This window comes from Winogradskyella psychrotolerans RS-3 (assembly GCF_000427335.1).
GTDB classification, from domain to species: domain Bacteria; phylum Bacteroidota; class Bacteroidia; order Flavobacteriales; family Flavobacteriaceae; genus Winogradskyella; species Winogradskyella psychrotolerans.
Genome location: NZ_ATMR01000095.1, coordinates 48,347 through 72,124, shown reverse-complemented (window position 1 = coordinate 72,124; position 23,778 = coordinate 48,347). Strand labels below are relative to the sequence as shown.

The 23,778-nt window shown below is 34.2% G+C and carries 19 protein-coding genes and 4 pseudogenes; 7 read left to right on the top strand and 16 right to left on the bottom strand.

Going from position 1 to position 23,778, the window contains the following annotated elements; all coding sequences use genetic code 11:
• Position 1: 1 nt before the first annotated feature.
• The 7 genes and pseudogenes from ADIWIN_RS08900 to ADIWIN_RS08870 all read right to left on the bottom strand — a co-directional run bounded on the left by ADIWIN_RS08900 (position 2) and on the right by ADIWIN_RS08870 (position 7,966).
• Positions 2-565 (bottom strand): TetR/AcrR family transcriptional regulator, encoded by a 564-nt coding sequence (locus ADIWIN_RS08900; RefSeq protein WP_020897687.1) that lies wholly within the window; start codon positions 563-565, stop codon positions 2-4.
• A gap of 139 nt (positions 566-704) precedes the next feature.
• A complete protein-coding gene (locus ADIWIN_RS08895) occupies positions 705-1,010 on the bottom strand; it encodes an immunity 53 family protein (protein ID WP_020897686.1) in 306 nt (101 codons plus the stop codon).
• A 312-nt stretch (positions 1,011-1,322) separates the two neighbouring features.
• Positions 1,323-3,167 (bottom strand): PLP-dependent aminotransferase family protein, encoded by a 1,845-nt coding sequence (locus ADIWIN_RS08890; RefSeq protein ID WP_020897685.1) that lies wholly within the window; start codon positions 3,165-3,167, stop codon positions 1,323-1,325.
• 135 nt (positions 3,168-3,302) lie between these two features.
• The gene (locus ADIWIN_RS08885) at positions 3,303-4,427 is read right to left on the bottom strand and encodes a Fic family protein (RefSeq protein ID WP_040756798.1); all 1,125 of its coding nucleotides are present in this window, start codon (positions 4,425-4,427) and stop codon (positions 3,303-3,305) included.
• 239 nt (positions 4,428-4,666) lie between these two features.
• Positions 4,667-5,110 (bottom strand): hypothetical protein, encoded by a 444-nt coding sequence (locus tag ADIWIN_RS08880; protein WP_040756797.1) that lies wholly within the window; start codon positions 5,108-5,110, stop codon positions 4,667-4,669.
• Positions 5,107-5,667: a hypothetical protein gene (locus ADIWIN_RS08875; RefSeq protein WP_020897682.1), complete on the bottom strand. Its 561-nt coding sequence runs from the start codon at positions 5,665-5,667 to the stop codon at positions 5,107-5,109. Before ADIWIN_RS08875 ends, ADIWIN_RS08880 begins: the two co-directional genes overlap by 4 nt.
• A 119-nt stretch (positions 5,668-5,786) precedes the next feature.
• A pseudogene (locus ADIWIN_RS08870) lies at positions 5,787-7,966 on the bottom strand (B12-binding domain-containing radical SAM protein).
• 229 nt (positions 7,967-8,195) lie between these two features.
• On the opposite strand from ADIWIN_RS08870, the gene ADIWIN_RS08865 reads away from it, so the two are divergent.
• The gene (locus ADIWIN_RS08865) at positions 8,196-8,486 is read left to right on the top strand and encodes a GIY-YIG nuclease family protein (protein ID WP_020897679.1); all 291 of its coding nucleotides are present in this window, start codon (positions 8,196-8,198) and stop codon (positions 8,484-8,486) included.
• A gap of 334 nt (positions 8,487-8,820) precedes the next feature.
• Here the strand turns inward: ADIWIN_RS08865 and ADIWIN_RS08860 are convergent, their stop codons facing one another.
• The 5 genes and pseudogenes from ADIWIN_RS08860 to ADIWIN_RS08840 form a co-directional block, all read right to left on the bottom strand.
• Entirely contained in the window at positions 8,821-9,765 is a 945-nt protein-coding gene (locus ADIWIN_RS08860) for a tRNA dihydrouridine synthase (RefSeq protein WP_020897678.1), read from the bottom strand.
• A gap of 135 nt (positions 9,766-9,900) precedes the next feature.
• The gene (locus ADIWIN_RS08855) at positions 9,901-10,857 is read right to left on the bottom strand and encodes a hypothetical protein (RefSeq protein WP_020897677.1); all 957 of its coding nucleotides are present in this window, start codon (positions 10,855-10,857) and stop codon (positions 9,901-9,903) included.
• Positions 10,858-10,878: 21 nt separating this feature from the next.
• Positions 10,879-11,765: pseudogene (locus ADIWIN_RS08850) on the bottom strand (dienelactone hydrolase family protein).
• A gap of 76 nt (positions 11,766-11,841) precedes the next feature.
• Positions 11,842-12,249: a hypothetical protein gene (locus ADIWIN_RS08845; protein ID WP_020897674.1), complete on the bottom strand. Its 408-nt coding sequence runs from the start codon at positions 12,247-12,249 to the stop codon at positions 11,842-11,844.
• A gap of 11 nt (positions 12,250-12,260) precedes the next feature.
• A complete protein-coding gene (locus ADIWIN_RS08840) occupies positions 12,261-12,851 on the bottom strand; it encodes an FMN-binding negative transcriptional regulator (protein ID WP_040756795.1) in 591 nt (196 codons plus the stop codon).
• Positions 12,852-12,943: 92 nt separating this feature from the next.
• Between ADIWIN_RS08840 and radC the strand changes: the two are divergent.
• The 4 genes and pseudogenes from radC (at position 12,944) to ADIWIN_RS08820 (ending at position 16,518) form a co-directional block, all read left to right on the top strand.
• Positions 12,944-13,643, top strand: a pseudogene (radC, locus tag ADIWIN_RS08835) (RadC family protein).
• Positions 13,644-13,734: 91 nt separating this feature from the next.
• A pseudogene (locus tag ADIWIN_RS08830) lies at positions 13,735-15,029 on the top strand (polysaccharide deacetylase family protein).
• The gene (locus tag ADIWIN_RS08825) at positions 15,026-15,712 is read left to right on the top strand and encodes a YjjG family noncanonical pyrimidine nucleotidase (RefSeq protein WP_020897669.1); all 687 of its coding nucleotides are present in this window, start codon (positions 15,026-15,028) and stop codon (positions 15,710-15,712) included. Before ADIWIN_RS08830 ends, ADIWIN_RS08825 begins: the two are co-directional and overlap by 4 nt.
• Positions 15,713-15,723: 11 nt before the next feature.
• Complete coding sequence (locus tag ADIWIN_RS08820) at positions 15,724-16,518, top strand: hypothetical protein (RefSeq protein WP_020897668.1); 795 nt, start codon at positions 15,724-15,726, stop codon at positions 16,516-16,518.
• A 53-nt stretch (positions 16,519-16,571) separates the two neighbouring features.
• Here ADIWIN_RS08820 and ADIWIN_RS08815 read toward each other — a convergent pair whose 3' ends face one another.
• On the bottom strand, positions 16,572-17,849 hold the full coding sequence (locus tag ADIWIN_RS08815) for a replication-associated recombination protein A (RefSeq protein WP_020897666.1): 1,278 nt from the start codon (positions 17,847-17,849) through the stop codon (positions 16,572-16,574).
• A 150-nt stretch (positions 17,850-17,999) separates the two neighbouring features.
• Between ADIWIN_RS08815 and ADIWIN_RS08810 the strand changes: the two genes are divergently transcribed.
• Positions 18,000-18,761 (top strand): rhomboid family intramembrane serine protease, encoded by a 762-nt coding sequence (locus tag ADIWIN_RS08810; protein ID WP_020897665.1) that lies wholly within the window; start codon positions 18,000-18,002, stop codon positions 18,759-18,761.
• 104 nt (positions 18,762-18,865) lie between these two features.
• Here ADIWIN_RS08810 and rlmB read toward each other — a convergent pair whose 3' ends face one another.
• The gene (rlmB, locus tag ADIWIN_RS08805; protein WP_020897664.1) at positions 18,866-19,600 is read right to left on the bottom strand and encodes a 23S rRNA (guanosine(2251)-2'-O)-methyltransferase RlmB; all 735 of its coding nucleotides are present in this window, start codon (positions 19,598-19,600) and stop codon (positions 18,866-18,868) included.
• Between the two features lie 93 nt (positions 19,601-19,693).
• Here rlmB and ADIWIN_RS08800 point away from each other — a divergent pair, with 93 nt between their 5' ends.
• Entirely contained in the window at positions 19,694-20,971 is a 1,278-nt protein-coding gene (locus tag ADIWIN_RS08800) for an aryl-sulfate sulfotransferase (protein WP_020897663.1), read from the top strand.
• A gap of 202 nt (positions 20,972-21,173) precedes the next feature.
• Here the strand turns inward: ADIWIN_RS08800 and ADIWIN_RS08795 are convergent, their stop codons facing one another.
• A complete protein-coding gene (locus ADIWIN_RS08795) occupies positions 21,174-22,055 on the bottom strand; it encodes a hypothetical protein (RefSeq protein ID WP_020897662.1) in 882 nt (293 codons plus the stop codon).
• Positions 22,056-22,068: 13 nt separating this feature from the next.
• A complete protein-coding gene (locus ADIWIN_RS08790; RefSeq protein WP_040756790.1) occupies positions 22,069-23,778 on the bottom strand; it encodes a SusD/RagB family nutrient-binding outer membrane lipoprotein in 1,710 nt (569 codons plus the stop codon).

The window sequence follows — 23,778 nt, the reverse complement described above, 5'->3', positions numbered from 1 at the left end:
ATTATAAATTTTTGAATGTCATTTCAATATAATCTTCAATTTCTTGAGCTGTGTTAACTCTTGCTGCAGCTGCTAAGCCGTGTTTTGCTAAGAGTAAGTAATTTGCTTGTTTTAAAACGGTGTCTTCATCTTTTGAAGCATCCATCTGTAGTTTTTCTATAATAAGAGCTTTTAAATTCCCCATAAAAGATGTCATTTCGTCTTTTATAAGTTGGTCTTCGTTCTCAGAAAATTCGTTGTACGTATTAGTCACCAAACAACCTTTTTGATTGCCAACTTTAAAATTGGAATTTATAGAGTCGTGAAAAAACTGCTTAATGTCTTCAACTCCATTCGTACCATTTTTAAATTTTAATAACGTCGCACTGACTTTGGTTTTATAGTGTTTTAAACTTTCAAGAAACAAACCGTGTTTATTACCAAAACTAGAATATATCGAAAACTTATTAATGCCCATTTCTTTTTCGAGCATTTGCATTGATGTCGCTTCATAACCATTTTTCCAAAAAAGGTTCATGGCTTTTTCTACGACGTCGTCTTCATTATATTGTTTTTTTCTTGCCATTATTTCTAACTACAGGACAAAACTAAACAATCGGTTAGATATAAAATAGTATTTAACGTTTATTTATAGTTTTGAAGCGATTTTTCCGGTTTGAGAGTTATCTATTTCCTTAAGAACGTTAGGTTTAGTCAAGAAAGTGCTAATCTTCGTTTTCAATTTTTTCAATCATCTCTCTAAAAAGATTCAGTAGAAACGTTAATTTACCAGCATCACCAGCTGCTCTAAACCGTTGGTTTTGAATTTTAACTCCATACCAATCTTGTTTTCCGTTTTCGTTAAGAATCCATTTGATTTCAAGATTTGCAATAGATGTTTTTGAGATATCAATTTCAACATCCCAACCCAATGGACTGTCTAAAGTGGTAATTTGAATGGCATCGCCTTTTTCCCATTCGCCATCAGCATTGTCTTTAAGCCAATCTTGTATCCATTCTAGTATTTCCATTTGTGTTATAAGGTATTGAATTTGATTATTTGTTATTACGTCAGTTCGAGTGATTTTTCTTTTTTGAAAAATTGTATCGAGAACCTGCAGTAAAACGAATGCTTCTCGATACATTTTTTAATTCTTCGTTGCACTTCGAATCAATAAACACTCGAACTGACGTGCTAGAAAACTTGATAACCTGCAAGGTTTCTTTTTAACCTTGTAGGTATGACTTGTTAGCTTTATAGACCTACAAGGTATTCAAAACCTTGCAGGTCAAGGCTATTTTAGTTATCAATAATTAATGATTTAGTTCCAGTTTGTAATTTTTTAAATCTCAGAAACAAACTCCAAAAATACCGCTTTATGCTTTTCTAAATCTAAATCTGGAGATAAAGACACACGTGCAATATAATCTTTGTCTCCTTCTTTTGTGGTACCTTGTGTTGAGGTTGCAGGAATTGTCCAATAACAGCCTTTTAATTGTCCGTAACTCACGCAATACTTGCTTTCACTAGGAATCTCAGTAATCATTAAATTGATTAATCTATGATTTAATTTTCGTTTATAGGCTTCCTTCTCTTCAGGTGTATTGCCTTTTGTTGGAAGATCTAATGAAAACACCGAAGGAGTAAATCCTTGTGCTGCCAATTCCTCTGAAACAAAATTGATTTTCGCTTCTGGTAAGGTGTCATGAATAAAATTCACAAACTCACGGGTGTTTTTATACGCCTCCGCAATACGCTGATTCATGGATGGTAATTGCTTTGCCAAAATCTCGTATTGAAGCGCAGTCGCCTCATTATCGCAAAGCGTCAAATGCAATGCAATTTTATCCATTAAAGCGTCTGCTTTTGTATTTCCTACAATATAACCCGCTGTACATTTTCCACCACTCGGGAATTTAGAACCACTAGCATAAGAAATGGTACGCATAGTAGATAGTATTTCACCTTCACCTAAAAAGTGCACATTAGGACAAAACGTTTGATCTAATATAAACACAGGATCTATCGCGATGTCTCCAGAAGCCGTTTTACGTTCTTCGGTCAAAGCGTCTTTTAACTTTTGTAAATCCGGAACTTCAACACGTGGATTGGTTGGAATTTCTGCAATGATATACGGAATCGCGTCCTCGTGTGCAATTTTATCTAAAACGGTATGGATACTTTGCACCATATCATTATCACCATCTACAGGTAAATCTACCACTTCCACATTATCTAAACAGGCAGCCACACGTCTGGCTTGGTCATTGGTGCCTCCATAACAATTTGGTGGCACCACAAATTTAATCGCTTTGCCTTTATGGTGTTCTAAGGAATAGTCCACCAAGCCCATCATAATAGCATACTGAACCGATAATCCACTAGAACCGACTAAAGGCTTAGACGTTGTGCCATTAATCTCCTTAATAGAGTTTAAAACACTTGCTTTATTGGCTTCAAAATGATTGTCTAACTTAGTAATCGGAGTATGTGCTGTTAACGCTTGTAAAGCCACTAAACAATTCGATGGAGTCATCGCAATCGTTTCACGACGTCTCACATGCTGAATATCTGAAATATAATGATCGTTATGACTGCCATTAACGATGAGTACACTTCCAAGGTGTCCATGAAGATTGATATAAAAATCAATATTGACATTGTCCTCAAGATGTGAAATGTCCTCTTGCTGCGAGATAAAAACAGTACTGCCTTTAAACTCTAAAATAGCATCTACACTATCTACTTTTATGACATCGAAATGATAACCGTAGACCTGCTTGATGATCTCAGCATCGAAAAATTCTGGAAGTTCGCCAGTATATACAATTTGGGTCTTTTTGTCTTCTAATAAATTTGTTCTTAAAATAGACAACACAGGCACCGTTTGTGACGAAAAACTAATCACGTTGTCTGCTTTAATGTCGTTTAAATTCGCAATTCCCCATTCTAAAATACAAGATAAGGGATGTCCTAAACGAATATAATCGTAAGCGGTTGGTAATTCGTTTAATGCCGATGGCTCAGTGCTATTGGCATTAAATAACAACTCGAACTCATCTAAAAACTGTGTTTTAGCTAATTTCTCGTTGTAAATATCTAAACGATGCGTGGTTAGACCTAACCAGTCTGTTGGCATGTTTTTTAATACGTCTTTTATGTAATTTAGGGTTTTATTGTCTTGCATAATTCTCAATTTTCAATATGCAAAAATATGGATTAATTAGATGGATGAAGAAGGTTTAACATGACGTTTTGATATGAGGTTTTAAAATTATATAAGGTTTTTGTGAGATGATTCCTTTCAAGTGTTTGCATGAGATTATTTAAATATTTTTGTGTATTCTCTGAACAAATATATCTTTCCTCTTTTAGCACCAGTGATTTCAGTTAATATTTCAAGCTTTTCAAGTGCTTCGATTAACTTATAAACAGAAGGGGAAGACAAGCCAGTTAATTCTTTAGCCTTTTGAGCATCTACAATTGGTTTTTGAAAAAGATGGTTTAAAATTAATTGTGCATTGTTTGAACGACTTCCCAGTGTTTGTAATTTAACTTCAACTTCTTTTTGCAATTTTAAAATACTATCAAATGTGTTTATTCCATTTTTTGCAGTTTCTATAACTCCAACTAAAAAGAATTTTAACCATTGGTTTAAATCGCTTTTTTCTCTAACTCTTGTAAGATTGTCATAGTATAACGTTCTGTTTCTTTCAAAAAAATCTGAAAGATAAAGTATAGGTTTTTTTAATATTCTTTTTTCTACCAAATACAATGTAATCATAAGCCTACCAACTCTTCCATTTCCATCTAGAAAAAGGTGAACTGTTTCAAATTGATAATGTATTAAAGCAATTTTAAGCAAGTCAGGGAAAAAGGATTCTGTGTTATGGGCGAAATTCTCTAAGTCTCCCATATAGTCGTTAACACTTGTGTGAGTAGGGGGAATAAATGTAGCATCATTAATGCTCGCTCCTCCTATCCAGTTTTGACTACTTCTGAACTCTCCAGGCAGTTTATGTTTTCCTCTTACTCCTTGTAGTAATATTTTATGAGTTTCTCTTATCAGCCGCGAAGAGAAAGGTAACTTTTCTAAACTTTTGATAGCAGAGTTTAAAGCTTCTATATAATTTTGTACTTCTTCCCAATCATCCCTTTTTTCATCATTTACATCTTCTTTGTCTAATAAAGCATCTTCTATATTTGTCTTTGTTCCCTCTATTTTACTTGATTGTGTTGCTTCTTTTAACACGTGCATACTGATAAATAAATCAATGTTTGGAATGTACTCTGAATACATGTCAAGTCTTCCAAGTTGTCTGTCTGCTTGACTTAAAAGACTTAGTACCTCCATGTCTTCAATTGCCCATTTTTGATTTATTTTGGTGGGTTGAAAACTTTTATAAGTTCCTTGATTTATATAATTACCAGCGTTGAATGTTTTCATTTCTTTCAATATTCTTAAACAAAAGTACTTCTTATTTAAGAATATTAAAAAAAATTAAATAAGGAGGTTCTTAAATTAAATATATATATGAAATCTTAATTAGTAAGGATTGCTGTTTAATGTGATTTAACTTAATTATATAAAGACTTATATCCTATAAATAAGGTTCTCTTAAATTTTTCAGAAAGTCAAGCCTTACAACAATTAATGTAAGATTTTAATAAACAGAGATTTAAAACCTATTCCCCAGAACCAAAAACCGTCTCCCAAACCAAAACAACCTTACGCCTAATTTTAGCAGAATTCGATACCACAAAAGCAAAACCCATAGTAGTCACTAAAGCAATAAACGCAAGTGCGCCAAGTGCACCTCCATAACCATCAAAGACATGGCTTTTCGTAATGTAAATCCCAGTAAATAGCGTTCCTGCTATGGCAAGCAAGGTGTAACTTTTTAAAGTTTTAGCAGAGACCATCCCAATAAACGAGGTGCCAACAAATACAATAGGGAGATGTTCGGTTAAATAGCCATTGAGTACGTTAGGAAAGGCATAAAAAAACAAACCGACTATTAGCGATAGCAACGCAGAGGCTTTTACAGCTCCAAAGCGTAAGTGTTCGCTAACAAAGTGGGTGAGTGTAGCGCCTAAAATTCCGGTGATGATGAGGATACATATATTCATACTAATAACGCATACATTAGAGTTGCTGTGATGACACCTGCAAATGCCATGGTGCCTAGTTTTCCGCCAACACCAAGAAATAAGTTTTTAGACATCATAAAAAACAGTCCTGCAAGTGTGCCTGCAGCAAGTGCAAAACCAAGGGAAGGACTAGTTTCTGCACTAGACATGCCAACAAAAGCACCACAATAAATGCTTGCTGGTAGTTGTTTTAAGTAGTTCGATTTTTTATTTAAAGATGGTAAAAATGACGCTAATGTTCCCACAATGCCCATGGCTAAAATGGGGCCCAAACCACCAGGAACATTTAAGAGGTAACACAATACGGCTCCAATTGGCACCCAAATCACGACGGATATTTTTTCGTAGGCGTAATCCTCGTGGTGTAAATCTAAGTAGCGATAGCCAAAAACGATGGTAAGTATAATAACAAGTGCCGCTATAATTATAGCTGCGTTGGTTTCGTAATGCGCGTTTACAATCATGGTTAAAAAGGTAACCTGTGTAAATAAAACAGTAGCGACCATTAAAAATCGAATGGCTTTATGTTTTCTCATTAAGAAATTTTTGATGTTTTGTTTTTGGGCTAATTTGGCTAACGCTGTATTAGAAGGTGCAAAGGTCTAAGAAAATTTTTAAGAGGCAAATTGTTTTGTGTGTATTTAGAATTAAACTGTTATAAAACTAAAAGCCCAGAATCTCTCAAAATGTTTATCGGTTTAGCATACCAAAACAATTCAAAATCTTCAAATTGGGTTTCAAAACTGGTTTTTAACTGCTTAAACGATTGTGGTTTATGTTGAGGAGTGATGTCTTCTAAAATATCTAAAAGCCAAAGGCCTTTCTCTTTTTCTAGTGTAATCTGAAAGCTGTCTGCCGTATCATGAAACGTGAATTCTAAGAAGTCTTTAGTGGTTCCTTTTTAGTTTTTGAAAATTCAGCCACTAAAGGCATGCTGCCTAACCACACAATTTTTGCGGTTGGTTTAATGTTGAAAACCGGTTCTTGTGCTAAGGAATTATAAATAAAATCGGGATCGATATCGGTTTCTGGAATGTCGAAGTCGAACCAATCTTGCAAAGGAATGTCAAATCCAATACCATGCATAAAATTAAAGAGTGATTTCTTTAATCCGTAACTAAATTGTGAATGGTCAATACCAGTTGAATCTGTAAAATCAACATCATTATTGGCAAAACTGATGTTTTTGTAATTGGGAGTAATGCCATAGTCGCTAGGATTTAATCCCACAGGACTATGCGCTGTTAAAGCAAATTGATGCCAAAAGCCCGATTGTAACACACCAACTTCAAACAACTGACGCACCATTTCTAAACTATCCACCGTTTCTTGAACCGTTTGCGTTGGGTAACCATACATTAAGTACGAATGCACCATAATATTCGCTTCGGTAAAATTGCGTGTCACTTGCGCCACCTGCTCAACGGTAACTCCTTTATCAATCAATTTTAACAAACGATCTGAAGCGACTTCCAAGCCACCAGAAACGGCAATACAACCAGAGGCTTTCAATAAAATACAAAGATCTTGAGTAAAGTTTTTCTCGAATCTAATGTTGGTCCACCAGGTGACGCTGAGGTTGCGTTTTATGATTTCGAGCGCCAAGGCTTTCATCAGCGATGGAGGAGCCGCTTCATCTACATAGTGAAATCCGGTTTCGCCAGTTTGTGCAATGAGCGTTTCCATGCGGTCTACTAAAAGCGATGCAGCAACAGGTTCATAAATTTTTATATAGTCTAAGGATATATCGCAGAAGGTACATTTTCCCCAATAACAACCGTGTGCCATGGTGAGTTTGTTCCATCTGCCATCGCTCCATAAACTGTGCATTGGGTTGGCAATTTCTATAACAGAGATATATTGGTCTAATAATAAATCTGAATAATCAGGAGTGCCAACATCTTGCTGTTTGTAATCGGGTTTGGTGGCGTTATTTTTATAGGTAACAATTCCGTTTTCGAGAATGAATGTGCGTTTGAATTCGGTTCCGTTATTGAGGACTGCGTTGTGCAGTAATTCAATAGGCAGTTCACCATCATCTAAGGTGATAAAATCGAAAAACTCAAATACGCGAACGTCAGTTACTGAACGTAATTCGGTATTTGGAAATCCGCCTCCCATGGCTATTTTAATTTCAGGATGATGTGCTTTTATATATTGCGCACAACGAAAGGCGCTGTATAAATTTCCTGGAAATGGTACTGAGAAACACACCAGTTTGGGTTCTGTATTTTTAAGCTGAACGTCTAATAACTCTAATGTGATTTGGTCGATATAGGTTTCGTGATCTTGTAATTGTGCATAGAGTTCATCAAAGGCATTGGCACTTTGTCCTAAACGTTCTGCATAACGACTGAATCCAAAATCGGGATCAATACACTCCACAATAAAATCGGATAAATCCTCAATATAAAGTGTGGCTAAATGTTTGGCTTTGTCTTGCATTCCCATGGCACCAAATGCAAAATCCATATCGTCTAATTGGGCAAAACGCGAAGCTTGTGGTAAAAAGTTGGTGGTGCAAATCTGTCTGGCAAAGGTTTGATTTTTGCCTTGTAAAAATAAGATGATATCATCTAAAGACTTTAAATAATGGTCTTTTAAAGCATAAATGCGTTCGCAATTTTCGGATTGAATACGATCGTTTTCAAAAGCCAATTGAAAAATTTCTTCAAAGGTTTCTTTTTTGAACAACTCTAAAATCACTTCAATACCCAAATCCATTTGAAACGCACCAATCCCTTTGGTATTCAAAAACCCTTTAAGATAGGCGGTTCCAGGATACGGAGTGTTTAATTGGGTAAATGGAGGTGTTATGAGTAAGAGGTCTTTCACTTGTTGGATTTATGTGTTTGCAAATATAAAGGTAATATCGTTGGTTGGTTTTAATTTGAATAGAAGTTGATACGTCAGTTCGAGTGATTTTTGAGGTACGAGAAAATTGTATCGAGAACATTTGTTGTACCGGAGGTTCTCGATACATTTATTCTTTTTCGTTAAACTTCAAATGAATAAACACTCGAACTGACGCTGTAGGTTTATTTTAGATTTTATAACTTTAACTATGAAAATATCATATGTCTATATTTTAAAATGCTCAGATTATACGTACTACACTGGTGTTACAAGTAATTTAAATAAGCGATTATTTGAACATAAATCAGGAGCACATATAGATAGTTATACGTACAAAAGGCGACCTGTTGAATTAAAATTCTACGCGGAATTTACCGATATTAATCTCGCCATAGAAACTGAGAAACAAATTAAAAAGTGGTCTAGAGCTAAAAAGGAAGCTTTAATTAATAATGAATTTGATAAGTTGCCCAATTTGGCAAAAAAGAATTTTAAATAAAGTTCTTTCCGTCAGTTCGAGTGATTTTTGAGGCACGAGAAAATTGTATCGAGAACATTTGTTGTACAGAAGGTTCTCGATACATTTATTTATTCTTCGTTTCACTTCGAATAACTAAACACTCGAACTGACGTAGGTGGTTCGCTTGAGTGGTTTGGATTTTCAATTTTATCCTTCTGTCAGTTCGAGTGATTTTTGAGGTACGATAAAATTGTATCGAGAACAATTGTTGTGCCGAAGGTTCTCGATACATTTAGTTCTTCTTCGTTTCTCTTCAAATAACTAAACACTCGAACTGACGATTGTGGTTTAAATAAAGATAAGGTATTTATACCTACCCATTCTTCAAAATCTCACTAACAGCTTGTTGGTATGCTCTTGGATTATTCGCTTTTTTAATTTTCTTAAATGCTTTCTGCGGATTTGAAAACGACTGTGCAAAGAATTCCCAGAACCCTTGCATTTTCATTTTAATCGGAGTAGGGCCAGAAAGTGCCGCATCGTATTGCTGATAAATGGTATCATGAAATTCTCTAAAAATGTCCCATCGGTTTTCTGGATATTCTGTCGTGTCATTTTTAATCATGCTTGGTAAAAACGGATCTGCAATTAGTCCTCTACCAATCATAAAATGATCGATACTCGGAAAACGGGTTTGCATTTCTTTCAGTTTGGAAACAGAAGTAATGTCACCGTTGTAATATAATTTGTGTTTGGTGCTTTCTATACACTTTCCAAAAGCGTCAAGATTCACACCTCCTTTATAAAGTTGTTTGCCAATACGTGCGTGAATGGCAATATTCTTAAGAGGATAAGCGTCTAGAATAGGAAAGGTGTCTAAAATTTCTTCAGGATTTTCGTAACCCATGCGCATTTTCATAGACACCACAATGTCCGTTTCTTTATGCACGCGTTCTAAAATATGATTGATTTTTTCTGGGTCGCAAATGAGTCCAGAACCCATGCCTCGATTCGTCACCATGGGATAGGGACAACCTAAATTCCAGTTCAATTCTTTATACCCTAATTCCTGAATATAATCGACTACGAATAAAAACTCATCAGCACTATTGGTCATAATTTGTGGAATGACTTCGAGTTCTGTATTGTTTTCGAGTTGTAAATCGAGTTTATAAGAATTTTTAATAATCAACTTATTATTAAAACGAATGTAAGGAGCATAAAACGTGTCAATGCCTCCAAAATAATGGTTAAAGGCATTCCGAAATCGGAAATCTGTAAACCCTTGTAAAGGTGAAGATAATAACGTTAATGGCATTTAGAATTGTGTTTTATTAGTCTTGTAAAACGAAGGTGGTTTATTTTTTTGGGACTGTCAAATAAAATGAGGATATGCTATAAAAAAAATAATATTTGAATTATAGCATCTTAAAAAAAAGAGTGAATTTGCGTACTAAAACTCTTTAATAAGTTGAATAATATAGACGACAAAAATACTAACAGCCAGACCAATATTTACTTTTGCAAAGTCTTTAGCTATAAGTTTATAGGAATTTTTTAGTTGTTTTTTATTGAGCATGTAGTTTATTGCAATTTCACGTCCAGCAAGGATACCTATAAATGTCCAAGTAGTGCTCATCGGGATAGCATTATAGTTTCCGTATAAAAAGAGAATCATGCCATAACAAAAATCAATAATTGTTGCAGAACGAATATTTCTTGTATTTACCTTCTGGTTAACAATTTCTTGAATTTTTCCTCCACGGTTTTTAAACAAATATGCCATTATGGCTAATATCGCTAAGAGCGATCCAATGAACTCATAGATGGACAGTCTTCGCGGCAAAAAGACAAAGATATTAGCAAAATCTTGTATTAACCATTGCGACCATAAAAAAGCAGTAGAAACCCATTGCGCAAAGATCCAGTACTTTTTTTGCTTGGCCTCATTTACTTTAGCAATAGATTTTTTAGATTCGAATCTTTTCGCAATTATAATATAAAGTAGAAAGGCCGAGATAACAGAAAGGCCATATCCATACACTGATTTTATTATCATTTTTTCGATGATCTGCTGGCTCGAAAAAACACTTAGAATCATAAATGTCGTACTGACAGGGATTCCCAATCGTGTTATTATTAATAGTGTAAGTGGTGCTAATAAATGCCACCATCTCAATGTTTCAGGAAGCGGAATTTTATCTAGTCTATTGTATGAGACATCTCCATTGTAGAAATACCAACCATAGAATAAAGTCACAGTTAAAATTGTGGATGCAAAAGCCCATAGTATAAGCCAATGCGTTTTGTCATTAGACGTGAGAAATGTGCCTAAGGTCTGTATTACATCATTACCTATTACTGCATAGGCTGCAAGTAAAAATCCGATATAAAGAATTAACATTTCCATCGGCAACTTAAATTAAAATTATCACTTAAGATGTTTCTTAAAAAAAGCAATAGTACGTTCCCAAGATAAAGTTGCCGCTGCTTTATCATATCTTGGTGTGGTGTTATTGTGAAACCCATGATTCACTTCAGGATAAATATAAGCTGTATGTTCAATATTATTGGCTTTTAAAATTTCTTCAAAAGCCGGCCAACCAGCATTGACTCTAGTGTCTAATTCACCATACTGGAGTAGAAGTGGAGCTTTAATTTTTACAGCATCTTCAGCTTCTGGTTGTCTGCCGTAATAAGGCACTGCTGCTCCTAAATCTGGTAAGCGTACGGCCATCATATTTGAAATCCATCCGCCAAAACAGAACCCAACAACTCCGACGTTGCCATCACAATTATCATGATTTTTAAGATAATGATAGGCTGCAATAAAATCTTCAAGCATTTCTTGTTGGTTACGCTCTTTTTGCATCGTTCTACCATCGTCATCATTTCCAGGATAACCACCAAGTGGACTTAGTGCATCTGGAGCTAAAGAATAAAACCTTCTTTTGCGGTGCGTCTGCCTACATCTTCAATATATGGATTTAAACCTCTATTTTCATGTACTACAATAACACCCGGTAATTTGGTTTTCTTATCATTTGGTTGGGATAGTAAGCCTTTTATAGTGCCACCTCCTTTTGGAGATTCATAAGTTATATAATCTGAATTTAAAGTAGGATCATTAGGTGCGACTAATAAATTATCGATGTAATTAGGAGATACAAAACTCAATAATGAAGAAACGGTTAAGCCACCTACAGCGTATATTGATAGCTTTTCAACAAATTGTCTTCGGTTGAGTTTGTTGTGGGCATAGTCATCGTATAAATCGAAAACTTCTTGTTTAATGTCTTCTTTTTTTAAGTCTTTCATAAGTGGTTGTTTTAATTAATGATAAACCAATGTGTTAAATTACAAATTTCGAAAATTATAAACTCTTGTTTTGTAATTATTTAACACGTTTAAGGGTAATAGAATTATCTCCAAACGCAGTAGGTCTATCATTATTAAAACTCAGGTCAAAAATGAATGTATCTACATCTGTAAATTCTGCGATACCAAGAATTTTATTAGATTCTCCAGATTGTATTTTTGTAATTGTAAAATCAACTTCAATAGGGTTGGTGTCGTAATTAATGGTATAAGTCATTTTTCCTTTTTGACCTTTGATGTAAAACTCCTTGCCACCCATAACTTCGCCGTTGATTTCAAAAGCAGCATAACCGTCGTTGTCAAATGTTATATACCCAATTTGGTTTTGGTCTTCACCAGCCCATTTGCCTATGAAATTTTCTTTTTTAGTTGTAGTATTGAGTAGTAACAGTGGAATAATAAATAATGTAAACAGATACTTCATGGTCTTTGGGTTTAAAATACTTTATTTAAAAATTGAATAACACTTTCTTGATTAGCTCTAATTAATTCTTCACGAGCAGCTATTATATCGTTTGGCTCTTTGTCTTGTGATAGTTTAAATTTTCCTTCCCAATGGGTAATTTCAATTTCAAACATTAAAATATAATCGAGATATTTATCTAATCGCGGATTATCGGTACTTAAAATGTACTTATGGTCGGGTGCTTCCAAAAATTTAGTCATGCTAATTAAAGACTGTTTTAACGCCATTTTATCTAGGTTTTCTTGGGCTTTTCCTTTAAGATGCACCTTAATATAATTCCATGTTGGGAGTTGCGTACTCGAAAAAATACTTGGAGAAATATAACACTCTGGTCCACTAAAAATAAGCGTCACCTCTGTGTTGTTTTGCAATAATTGTGCGTGTGGATTGTTAATGTCAATATGACCAATCAATTTTCCATTGCTATAAATTAATGGTAAATGCGTAATTAGCGGCTCATTATTATCAATTGAAATAACAGTTGCTAAAGGATACGTTTTTATCACTTCAATCATATGATTGATGTCGTTATCTTGATGATGTTGCGGAGGATAATTCATGTTTTATCTGCCTAAATGGGTTTTAAACCCTTGTTTTAAAATTTATACTAATTTAATGACATTCGAAATTTACAATTTTTTATCTTTAATGCATGTCAGAAAAACCAGCTTCATTTTCAATTAAAAATTGGTCTCAAGACGATCAGCCTAGAGAAAAACTTAGAGACAAAAGTAAAACAACCCTTAGTGATGCTGAGTTAATCGCTATTTTAATAGGTTCAGGAAACAGAGAGGAAAGTGCTGTGGCCTTGTGCAAGCGCATTTTTGCAAGTGTTGATAATAACTTAAATGCCTTGGGTAAACTCACCATTGCGCAACTTATGGAGTTTAAAGGTATTGGTGAAGCCAAAGCCATATCAATTGTTGCAGCTTTAGAATTAGGACGTCGCCGTCGTTTGGAAGACGCTATGCAATTGGATAAGATTTCATCGAGCCGTTCGGTTTTTGATGTGATGCAACCTATACTTGGCGATTTACCACATGAAGAATTTTGGATTTTATACCTTAACAATTCTAATAAAGTGATTCGCAAAAACCAATTAAGTAAAGGAGGAATAACAGGGACTTTGGTAGATGTGCGATTGGTGCTTAAAAATGCGCTAGAAGTTGGGGCAGTAGCTTTAATATTGTGTCACAATCACCCATCGGGCACTTTAAAACCAAGTCAGGCGGATAAAGACATTACAAAAAATTAAAACAGCTGCTCAAAGTCTAGATATTTCTGTTTTAGATCATCTTATTATTACTGAGAGTGCCTATTATAGTTTTGCTGATGAAAACCAAATGGGGTAAACTTTAAAAATAGATCCACAGACAACCGTTATAATTAGAGCGTTTACGGTTGGAATTTGTTATTTTTAACCTTTGGAATTCACAATACTTTATGCTACTCGTTTATACACATAAAATCACACCACGCGTTACCTATACGTTTAAGCATATATGCAAGCGTATTTTAGGTGTTGAGGTGCTTTTTACGTCTAAGGTTGAAGATTTTATTGCGCACGATAGTCTTAAGATGTCTTATACAAAACAACCATTAAGTAATGAGTTATTTATTAGAAGTAACGAGTTATTATTTGAAACAGGTCTATCGGATATCGATATTAATGTATTGCAATGGGAAAACACAAAAGGATTTTTTGCTACCGGGGAACGAAGTGATTTGCCTTTCGATATTTTTGCAGCATCTTTTTATTTATTAAGTCGGTATGAAGAGTATTTACCTCATGTTAAGGATGATTACGGACGGTTTTTAGCCTCTGAAAGTCTAGCTTTTGAAAACAAGTTTCTACACCAACCCGTCGTAGATATTTGGGCGTATAAACTCAAAGATGTTTTAGAAGTGCGCTTTCCAGGTTACGAGTTTCCTAAAAGGCAATATAAAGTGCAGCCTGTAATTGATGTGCCAATGGCATATTATTTTAAATACAAAGGTTTTTTAAGAACCATCGGTGGCACGTTAAATGACTTGAGGCGTTTACAAATAAAACAACTGTATTCTCGCTATTTAGTGCTTTTTGGTTTTAAACGCGATCCTTACGATACGTTCAAATGGATTATTAGGAAACAAAAACAACATCCTTTTAAATTTATGGTATTGTTTTTAATAGGTGACTATTCAACCTATGATAAAAATATAAACACCAACAAAAAAGAGTTTGTCTCTCTGATTAAGTCCGTTGCCGACTATTGTGATGTAGGCTTAAAAGCGTCCTATTTTTCTTTAAATGATATTTCGATTCTAAAGAAGGAAAAAACAAAATGGAATCCACAACACATACCGATTTAAAAGCCGTGCGTCATTCGTTTTCAAAGTTGAATTTACCAACATCGTATCGTAATTTAGTCGAATTAGAAATTCATCAAGATTTTACAATGGGTTACATTAATACATTAGGTTTTAGAGCCGGTACTTGTACGCCTTTTCAATTTTACGATTTAGATTACGAAGTGCAAACACCATTGCAAATTAATCCATACCATTGTTTAGATTTTGCATTATTGAAGTATAATTCGCAATTAGACAAAACCGAACATTTACAAAAAATAATTAATGAAGTAAAAGCGGTGAATGGTACTTTTACAATGGTATTTCACAACTATACGTTCAGTGATTTAGAACGCTGGAAAGGGTTTAGATCGTTATTTAATTTAATATTAGAATCAGCAGAATGAAAACCCAAATTAAACACGTTTTTTTCGATTTAGATCATACGCTTTGGGATTTTGATAAAAACTCAGGTTTAGCGTTTGAAAAGATTTTTAACCTGAATAAGATTGACGTTAAACTTAATGACTTTTTATCGGTTTACGAACCTATCAATTTTAAGTATTGGAAGCTTTATAGAGAAGAGAAAGTCACAAAAGGAGCATTGCGTTATGGAAGATTAAAAGAAGCTTTTGATGGAGTAGGAGTTAAGGTTGAAGATGATATGATTCACCTTTTGTCTGACGCTTATATAGATCAATTAACAACTTTTAATCACTTATTTGATGGAACTTTTGAAATTCTAAATTATTTAAAAGATAAATATCAGCTTCATATTATAACTAATGGATTTGAAGAAGCACAAGAGAAAAAATTGGTGACTTCAAATATTAAACAGTATTTTCGAACAGTAACAAATTCGGAAATGGTTGGGGTTAAAAAACCAAATCCTAAAATTTTTAATTTTGCTTTAAATTTAGCTAAGGCAGATGCCAATGAAAGTGTTATGATTGGAGACAATATTGAAGCCGATATTGAAGGTGCGCATAAAACAGGCATGCAAACCATCCATTTTGATTATAATGATTCGTATAATAATCATAGTTATAATCGCATCACAAATTTAAGAATGCTTATTAATCACCTTTAAAATTTAAACCCATGTTAAAGAAAATAATATTTACCATTTCATTTGTTATCATAAGTTGTTTAGGATATGCACAAAAAAACATGAATGATTATAAATATATAATTATTCCGAAAGCGTATGAATTCTCTAAAAGTGATGATCAGTACCAACTAAATTCTTTAACTAAATTTTTATTCAATAAGTATGGATATGACGCTTATTTTGTTGAAGAGTTACCCGATGATTTAAAGTCAGATCGTTGTTTAGGATTAATTGCTGAGGTGTCTAATGATGAAGGTAGTTTGTTTAAAACTAAATTAGAAATTATACTGAAAGATTGTTATGATGTGGTCATTATGAAATCTCAAATAGGTGAATCAAGAGTAAAGGACTATAAAAAGGCTTATAACGAAGCTTTAAGAGAAGCGTTTGAAACCTTCCAAAACTTAAATTATGAGTATGCTTCTAAAGAAAGTGTTGAAGCTAAACCTAAAGAAGACAAGCAGTCTTTAACGTATGTTGAAGTTAAAGAAACTAGTAAAATAGTGAAAACTAAAGTTAAGCCTAAGGACGTAACTACGAAAACTGCAGCCATATCATCTAACGAAGTGAAGCAAGAGCTGTATTATGCTCAAGCCATAACAAATGGATTTCAGTTAGTAAACTCAGAACCAAAGGTTGTTATGATTTTGTTGGATTCTTCAGCGAAAGACGTCTTTATCGTTAAAGATAAAAATGCCATTGTTTTTAATAAAGAAGGGCAGTGGATTTATTCTGAAAATAATGGAGCTTCAACAATAGAGAAAAAATTGAATATTAAATTCTGATTTTTCAACAACCAACAACCAACAACCAACAACCAACAACCAACAACCAACAACTAATACCCATACTTCTCTTTCCAAAGCATCTTTAAATGATTGCGTTGGGCTTGCTCGCGAGCATTATTACCTGGGTTGTATAATTTAGTGTTGGCTATTTCTTCAGGAAGAAATTCTTGAGCCGCGAAATTGTTTTCGTAACTGTGCGAATATTTGTAGGTATCACCATAACCGAGCTCTTTCACCAGCTTCGTTGGTGCATTTCTCATCGCAATCGGAACTGATAAATCTCCAGTGTCTTTCACTAATTGTTGTGCTTTTCCAATAGCTTCATAGGCCGCATTACTTTTTGGAGAACTTGCTAAATAGGTGGCGCATTGACTTAATATAATTCGAGATTCAGGATTACCTATAACAGATACAGCCTGAAACGTGTTATTCGCAATCACTAAAGCTGTCGGATTAGCATTACCAATATCTTCACTAGATAAAATTAATAATCGTCTGGCAATAAACTTAACGTCTTCTCCTCCTTCAATCATTCTAGCTAAATAATATACAGCAGCATTAGGATCGCTACCACGAATCGATTTTATAAATGCCGAAATAATATCGTAATGTTGTTCGCCAGCTTTGTCGTAACGAGCGGCTTTGCTTTGTACTTGTTTGGTCACTAAATCATTAGTGATAATAATTTGATCACCTTCAAACGACGCGACTAATAATTCAAAAATATTAAGTAATTTTCTAGCGTCACCTCCAGATAAACGGAGTAAAGCTTCGGTTTCTTTTAGTTCAATATTTAATTTAGAAAGTGTGGTGTCTTTTTTTATGGCACGTTGTAATAAGGCTTCTAAATCAGCTTTACTAAAAGCATTTAGAGTATAAACTTGGCAACGCGATAATAATGCAGAAATAACTTCAAAACTTGGGTTTTCTGTGGTTGCACCAATTAGCGTTACCCACCCTTTCTCAACAGCTTCTAAAAGTGAATCTTGTTGCGATTTGCTAAAACGATGGATTTCATCAATAAACAATATCGGGTTTTTTGTAGTGAACATACCACCACTTTTCTTAGCTTTATCTATAACTTCTCTAATGTCTTTAACACCAGAATTTATAGCACTTAACTTAAAGAATGGACGGTCAGATTCATTAGCAATTACATTGGCAAGTGTTGTTTTTCCGATACCAGGAGGGCCCCAGAGTATAAGAGAAGGAATCACGCCATTTTTAATTTGCTGATAGAGCATACCATCTTTACCTACTAAATGTTGCTGACTTAAATAATCATCTAATGTATTTGGTCTTAAACGTTCTGCTAGTGGAATATTCATAATTCAAAATTACGAAATGCTTTTGTGATGGATTAATGAAATCTATGAAATTCATGTTAAAACTGAAGGGGATGAATTTTATGTTTCTGCCATTATTTCAGACAATTCAATTTTGGCTATAAATTTGAAAGACTTTAGTTAAATTTGAATATGAGCAAAACGCAACATTTTAAATACTCTAACACTATTATTATCTATCCTTTGATGATTTTATTTGCTATTTGGTTGGTGTTTTGGTATCAGGTAAGGATTGATAGTGGTATAAAGGCTTTTGGTATAAGGCCTCAGAGGTTAGAAGGGCTTTCAGGAATTATTACAAGTCCATTTTTACATGGAGATATTAATCATATTTACAATAATTCAATTCCTCTCTTTGTGCTGAGTGTAGCCTTATTTTATTTCTATAATAAAATAGCGTGGCAGGTTATCGGCTTTGGTATTTTACTTTCTGGTTTTTTAACGTGGCTTATCGCGAGTTCAGGAAATCATATTGGGGCTAGTGGATTGGTTTATGTCTTAGTCAGCTTTATGTTTTTTAAAGGCATTTTTGCCAAACATTACCGGCTTATAGCGCTATCGTTAGTTGTTATATTCCTTTACGGAAGTATGATTTGGTATGTGTTCCCTATAAAAAGTGGGATGTCTTGGGAAGGCCATTTAAGCGGTTTAGTTACAGGTTTGGTGTTCGCTTTAATTTTTAGAAAACAAGTAGCAAAACCCGACCGTTATAAATGGGAACAACCCGATTATAACGAAGATGATGATCCGTTTATGAAACACTTTGATGAAAACGGAAACTTTATTGAATTTGAACCTGAAGTCGAAATCGAAAATGAATCTGAACTCAATATTGAACCTAAAATAAATCAAGCTCAAAGCATCAATTATATCTTTAAGAAAAAGGAAGACTAAATTTTATCAGCAAAAGAGCAGCTAATGTGATTCAAGGTAAAAAATGATTTAAGTTCAATTTTACAATTTTTGCTAAAGGCTAAAGGCTAAAGGCTAAAGGCTAACTAACTACGTTGCCTAACAGCTTCATACAAAAACGCACCACAAGCTACAGAAACATTCAAGGATTCTATTTCGCCTAATATTGGAAGTTTGGCTTGGTCATCAACTACTTTTAATACAGACGGATTAATACCTCTATCTTCAGAACCCATTATTATAGCACACGGTTCTTTAAATGATACATCGTATAAATAATGCTCTGCTTTTTCTGTTGCTGCAATAACTCTAATTCCAGAAGATTGCATATGAAAAACGGCATCCTTTATATGATCAACTTTACAAATTGGCATTTTAAATATAGCACCAGCACTTGTTTTAATCGTATCTCCATTTATAGGAGCTCCACCTTTTTTCTGAATAATAATACCATTAACGCCAGTACATTCTGCAGTACGGACTATAGCACCAAAATTTCTAACATCACTTAATTGATCTAGTAAAAGGAATAACGGTGTTTTTCCAGATTCAATAACGCTCATTACTAAGTCGTCAATATCATGAAACTCAATTGGCGAAATTTGAGCAACAGCACCTTGATGATTTCCACGTGTTAAGCGATTCAACTTTTCGATAGGTACGTATGATGAATTGATACCTGCAGAACGAATAGCTTGCTCTAGTTCTTTAAACAATTCACCTTGCAAACCTTTTTGCATAAAAACCTTGTCAATGGTTTCGTTAGATTTAATAGCTTCTATAATTGCTCTAATTCCAAAAATGGTAGTTTCGTTTTTCATGCTATAAAAGCTGGGTTTTATTTAAAAGTTATATTGCAAAATTAGTTTTTAATAGCTTAATAATTTAATATCTTTCACTAAAAGTTCTTGATTATGAAAATTAAAGTAATTTCTATATGTTTCTTAGTTGTAATTGTATGGTCATGTAATAAAGATGATAGTGATACTACAACTGAAATAATAGAAGAAGTAGTGCTTTCAGAGGAGGTAGAATTATACGATTCAGATAAACTTGAAAACAGCTTAGTTCTTGGTGTTATAAATGGAGGTACGTATTCTTTTTTAATTGATAAAACAGGACGGAAACTAAAGGAATGGAATTTTGAAAATAACTTGGGTAATGATTTAGTAATATTGCCAAGTGGCAAACTATTAGGTATTTTTAAGCCAGATGGTGATCTTGAGTTTTCATTTGGCGGATATGGCGGTGTCATTAAAATCATAAATACTGATGGTTCTATTGATTGGGAGTTTGATTATCATTCTAGTACATATTTAGCACATCATGATATAGAGATTTTACCAAATGGAAATGTTCTAATTTTAGTATGGGAGAAAGTTGTTAAAAGTGAGGTTCAATCGTATGGGATTAATGCTGTTGATGATGTTTATCCTGAAATGTTAATCGAAGTTAACCCAAGTAGTAATGCGATAATTTGGGAGTGGCACTCTAAAGACCATTTTGTGCAAGATATTGATGAAACTTTACCTAACTATGGCATTATAGCAGATAACCCACAGCTGATTAATCCTAATTACGCCTTAAGTGATAATGGAGATATTATGCATGGTAATGGAATCGATTATGATCCTGAAAAAGATGTGATTTTTTTAAGTATCAATTTCTTTAGTGAAGTCTGGGTTATCGATCACTCTACTACTATCACTGAAGCTTCTACTGATGTTGGTGGTAATTATGGTAAAGGAGGAGATTTGATTTATAGGTTTGGTAATCCTGGTGCTTATAATAATTTGAGTGGTACACGATTATTTGATAATAATCATTTTCCAAATTTCCTAGAGTCTAATGAACCAGGTGCTGGAAATATTCTAATTTTTAATAATGGTGCAAGTCAAGGACAGTCTATTATTTATGAACTTGTAATGCCGACTAATTATAATTTAGTGCCAAATTCTGATAATGAGCCAGAAGTAGCATGGAGTTTTACTCATGAAGATTTGTTTAATCAAAGAATTTCTGGTGCGGTGCGCCTCAAAAATGGAAATACGCTTATTTGTGAAGGAGATTATGGATTTTGGGAAGTTACCAGAGAAAAAGAAATTGTGTGGAAGTACAATAAAGTCGGTAGTTTTTGGAGAGCTTATAATTATTTGCCTACAGATAGTGCTATTTTAAATTTAGGTCTGTAAAGAAATTATAATCAGGGATATTTTAATGAAACCAAATAAAATGATATTTGATTTTCATTTTATAAAAATATTTAGCCTATAACAACTATTCTTTTTTATAGTTTTTTTAGAAGTATAGCCAAATAAAAAAACCGCTGAAAGTTAATTCAACGGTTTTTATTTTAAGATATAATAAATCTATCTAATTTTATGTCGGATTCGTTTATTCGGCACATAAAATTACCGAAAGTGGCCCTCCATCAGATCCTGCTTCAACAGCTAAAAGAAGCTGATCATCAGGGCCATAAATTTCAAATGAAATCTCACCATATTCATCACCAGGGTAAAACCATACCGCCGTTTCTACACCATTAGGAATGGTTAGAGTTGCAGTTCCATTACTAGATTCGTCAACACAATCATAAGGAACGTCGACATAAGGATTACATAATCCCACTTCTTGATCTAAAACGCCATCCAAAAATAATTGTAAGCCGTTACCTCCATTTGCATCATTTGTTTGCCATCCGTCTCCGTAGCTGTCATGCATTTCAACTCGGTAAGTACCTGGCTGGGGAGCACAACTTACAGCATATTGCAGGAAGTAAGTGTTGTTGTCAATTTGATTGAAATCCGCTGCATAATAATTTGTGCTCCCATCGCTAGTTAAGGTTTCTACTACAGTACCGTCGCTTAAAGTAAATGCAGGATAAAAATAAAGGATATCTCCAGCCATCAAGTCTGAAGGACCAGTCAACTCAGCGAAAGCGTTAATAACTTCTGCACCAGTAATAACATAGTCTTTAGGAAAGGTTGTTACACCTGCGTCTAAAGTAACAGGTCCGTAAAAATCTCCATCTACTGTTTGATATAGCGCTCTCAAATCATATGAATTAGGGTTGCCTATGGCTAAATCAACATTAAATTCAAGATTTAAGGTTGCAAATGTTGTGTTTATAATAGAGGTAGCACTACCATCGACTATTGTTAAATTGCCCAATGCTCCATTTTTGTATCCTATTACAGAATCTCCACCGTCATTTTCACAGGCGATATTGATGACGCAAAATGCTAAAACAAAGGTTATAATTTTTAAATTTTTCATGTCTTTTTTTTTATTAGTTATCCCAAAATATAGTGTACGTCGTTGCATCTTTCTGGTCAGGTGAGTTACGGTTAACCTCCAATTCAGACTGTGGCCAGAATAGTGACACTTGATAAGGTCGATTGCTTTCAGTTTCGCTGTCTACTAAAGGAGCAAAATTACCAGGCACCTTGATATCTAATTGATATTCTGGCGATGGACCATTAGGATCAGCTAAGATAGGATAACCCGTTCGTCTGTAATCGTTATATTGATCAAATGGATCCCCAAAAGTAGCCACCCATTTTTGCGTCATAATAATTTCAAGCCTCTTTTCAGTTGATGTGGTGTCATATTCAGCTAAAATACCATCAATGAAGTCATTTGCGCGAGTTGTGCCTGCTAATAAAGGGACAGTTTGCGACGTTTGAGAATTAGCAACAACTTGATCTACTTTAGTAAATGAAGCCATAATTCCACTTTGTAAGGTTGCTCTAGCATCTCCAGCAACTAAACCTACGTTGATAAGTTCTGCTCTAATAAATAAATATTCATCGTATGTTAATATCCTATGTGGTGCTGCTCCAGTTCCTGCGCTTACATCTGCATTTCCTCCTAGTCCGTCATCATATCTTCCACCAGCAACAAATATTCCTGGGTAAGTTGATGAATTTCTTGAAGAGCCATCTCGATCCGGTCCAACACTACCGAATCTAATTGAATGGAAACCAGAGGAAGAATCAAAGTAATCCGCTTTAGGATCGCCAGTAGTTGGATCTCCAACATCTGGTGGTAGTTGTCCAGGGGTCAATTGGTTAAAATAGTAATAAGGTAATCTTGGATCTGCTACATCATTATGAATTGTTGGATTCCAACCTTTTAAAATTTCATAAAACCATGGGCTTGCATGGTGAGCTGTCTGACCTGTTAAATAAGAATCTCTGAAAAGAGGATGTCTTTCTTCTGCTGGAGATTGTGTTGTTGAATAATTAAATTGGAAATCATCAGCACTGCTAGCCATAAAATCACCCTGAGAAATTAATGTGCTTAATTTACTTGCGTCAAACAATGCTGAAAGTCGAATTTCATTATAAAGTTTCAATTTAAGTGTATTCACAAATTTGTTCCATTTGGTAATATCTCCACCATAATATAAATCTTGAGTTCCAGGATTTGATCCTTCACCACTATTTATATTTGCTAAACCTTGATCAATTAAATCTAAGGCGTTTTGATAAACTGCCATTTGTTCTTCAAACACAGGGCTTAATATGCCAACCTCTAATTGAGCAGCCTCCGTATATGGGGCATCACCCCAAATATCAACAATAATAGTAGTAGCATAACCTTTTAATACTTGTGCCATACCAACAGTAATCATTTCATTTTCAGTAGTACCTTGTGCAATGATTTGATTTGTCGAGGTGAATACAGAGTATGCTACATTCCAAGTATTATTAACGGTAATATTATCTTGTTTAGCACCATATTGATCTTGTTCTTCACGGAACACGAACTGATGAACATAAGCAGAAAGGACCTCCGCCGAGTACAACCTAAATTCAGTAATATTATTAAAATTTATTTCAGCGTCTGTTAATAACTGCACTATTGGTACAGCAGTGGGATTATTGGGGTCTTCATTAACATCTAGATAATCGCTGCAGTTATAACAAATAACAGAAATTAATGTTATACCCAACACCAAAATTCTTTTTGGATTTATTTTAAATATATTTTTCAT

Coding starts and splice junctions, on each gene's coding strand:
- ADIWIN_RS08900 (WP_020897687.1), bottom strand. CDS start 565: ATGGCAAGAAAAAAACAATATAATGAAGACGACGTCGTAGAAAAAGCC.
- ADIWIN_RS08895 (WP_020897686.1), bottom strand. CDS start 1,010: ATGGAAATACTAGAATGGATACAAGATTGGCTTAAAGACAATGCTGAT.
- ADIWIN_RS08890 (WP_020897685.1), bottom strand. CDS start 3,167: ATGCAAGACAATAAAACCCTAAATTACATAAAAGACGTATTAAAAAAC.
- ADIWIN_RS08885 (WP_040756798.1), bottom strand. CDS start 4,427: ATGAAAACATTCAACGCTGGTAATTATATAAATCAAGGAACTTATAAA.
- ADIWIN_RS08880 (WP_040756797.1), bottom strand. CDS start 5,110: ATGAATATATGTATCCTCATCATCACCGGAATTTTAGGCGCTACACTC.
- ADIWIN_RS08875 (WP_020897682.1), bottom strand. CDS start 5,667: ATGAGAAAACATAAAGCCATTCGATTTTTAATGGTCGCTACTGTTTTA.
- ADIWIN_RS08865 (WP_020897679.1), top strand. CDS start 8,196: ATGAAAATATCATATGTCTATATTTTAAAATGCTCAGATTATACGTAC.
- ADIWIN_RS08860 (WP_020897678.1), bottom strand. CDS start 9,765: ATGCCATTAACGTTATTATCTTCACCTTTACAAGGGTTTACAGATTTC.
- ADIWIN_RS08855 (WP_020897677.1), bottom strand. CDS start 10,857: ATGGAAATGTTAATTCTTTATATCGGATTTTTACTTGCAGCCTATGCA.
- ADIWIN_RS08845 (WP_020897674.1), bottom strand. CDS start 12,249: ATGAAGTATCTGTTTACATTATTTATTATTCCACTGTTACTACTCAAT.
- ADIWIN_RS08840 (WP_040756795.1), bottom strand. CDS start 12,851: ATGAATTATCCTCCGCAACATCATCAAGATAACGACATCAATCATATG.
- ADIWIN_RS08825 (WP_020897669.1), top strand. CDS start 15,026: ATGAAAACCCAAATTAAACACGTTTTTTTCGATTTAGATCATACGCTT.
- ADIWIN_RS08820 (WP_020897668.1), top strand. CDS start 15,724: ATGTTAAAGAAAATAATATTTACCATTTCATTTGTTATCATAAGTTGT.
- ADIWIN_RS08815 (WP_020897666.1), bottom strand. CDS start 17,849: ATGAATATTCCACTAGCAGAACGTTTAAGACCAAATACATTAGATGAT.
- ADIWIN_RS08810 (WP_020897665.1), top strand. CDS start 18,000: ATGAGCAAAACGCAACATTTTAAATACTCTAACACTATTATTATCTAT.
- rlmB (WP_020897664.1), bottom strand. CDS start 19,600: ATGAAAAACGAAACTACCATTTTTGGAATTAGAGCAATTATAGAAGCT.
- ADIWIN_RS08800 (WP_020897663.1), top strand. CDS start 19,694: ATGAAAATTAAAGTAATTTCTATATGTTTCTTAGTTGTAATTGTATGG.
- ADIWIN_RS08795 (WP_020897662.1), bottom strand. CDS start 22,055: ATGAAAAATTTAAAAATTATAACCTTTGTTTTAGCATTTTGCGTCATC.
- ADIWIN_RS08790 (WP_040756790.1), bottom strand. CDS start 23,778: ATGAAAAATATATTTAAAATAAATCCAAAAAGAATTTTGGTGTTGGGT.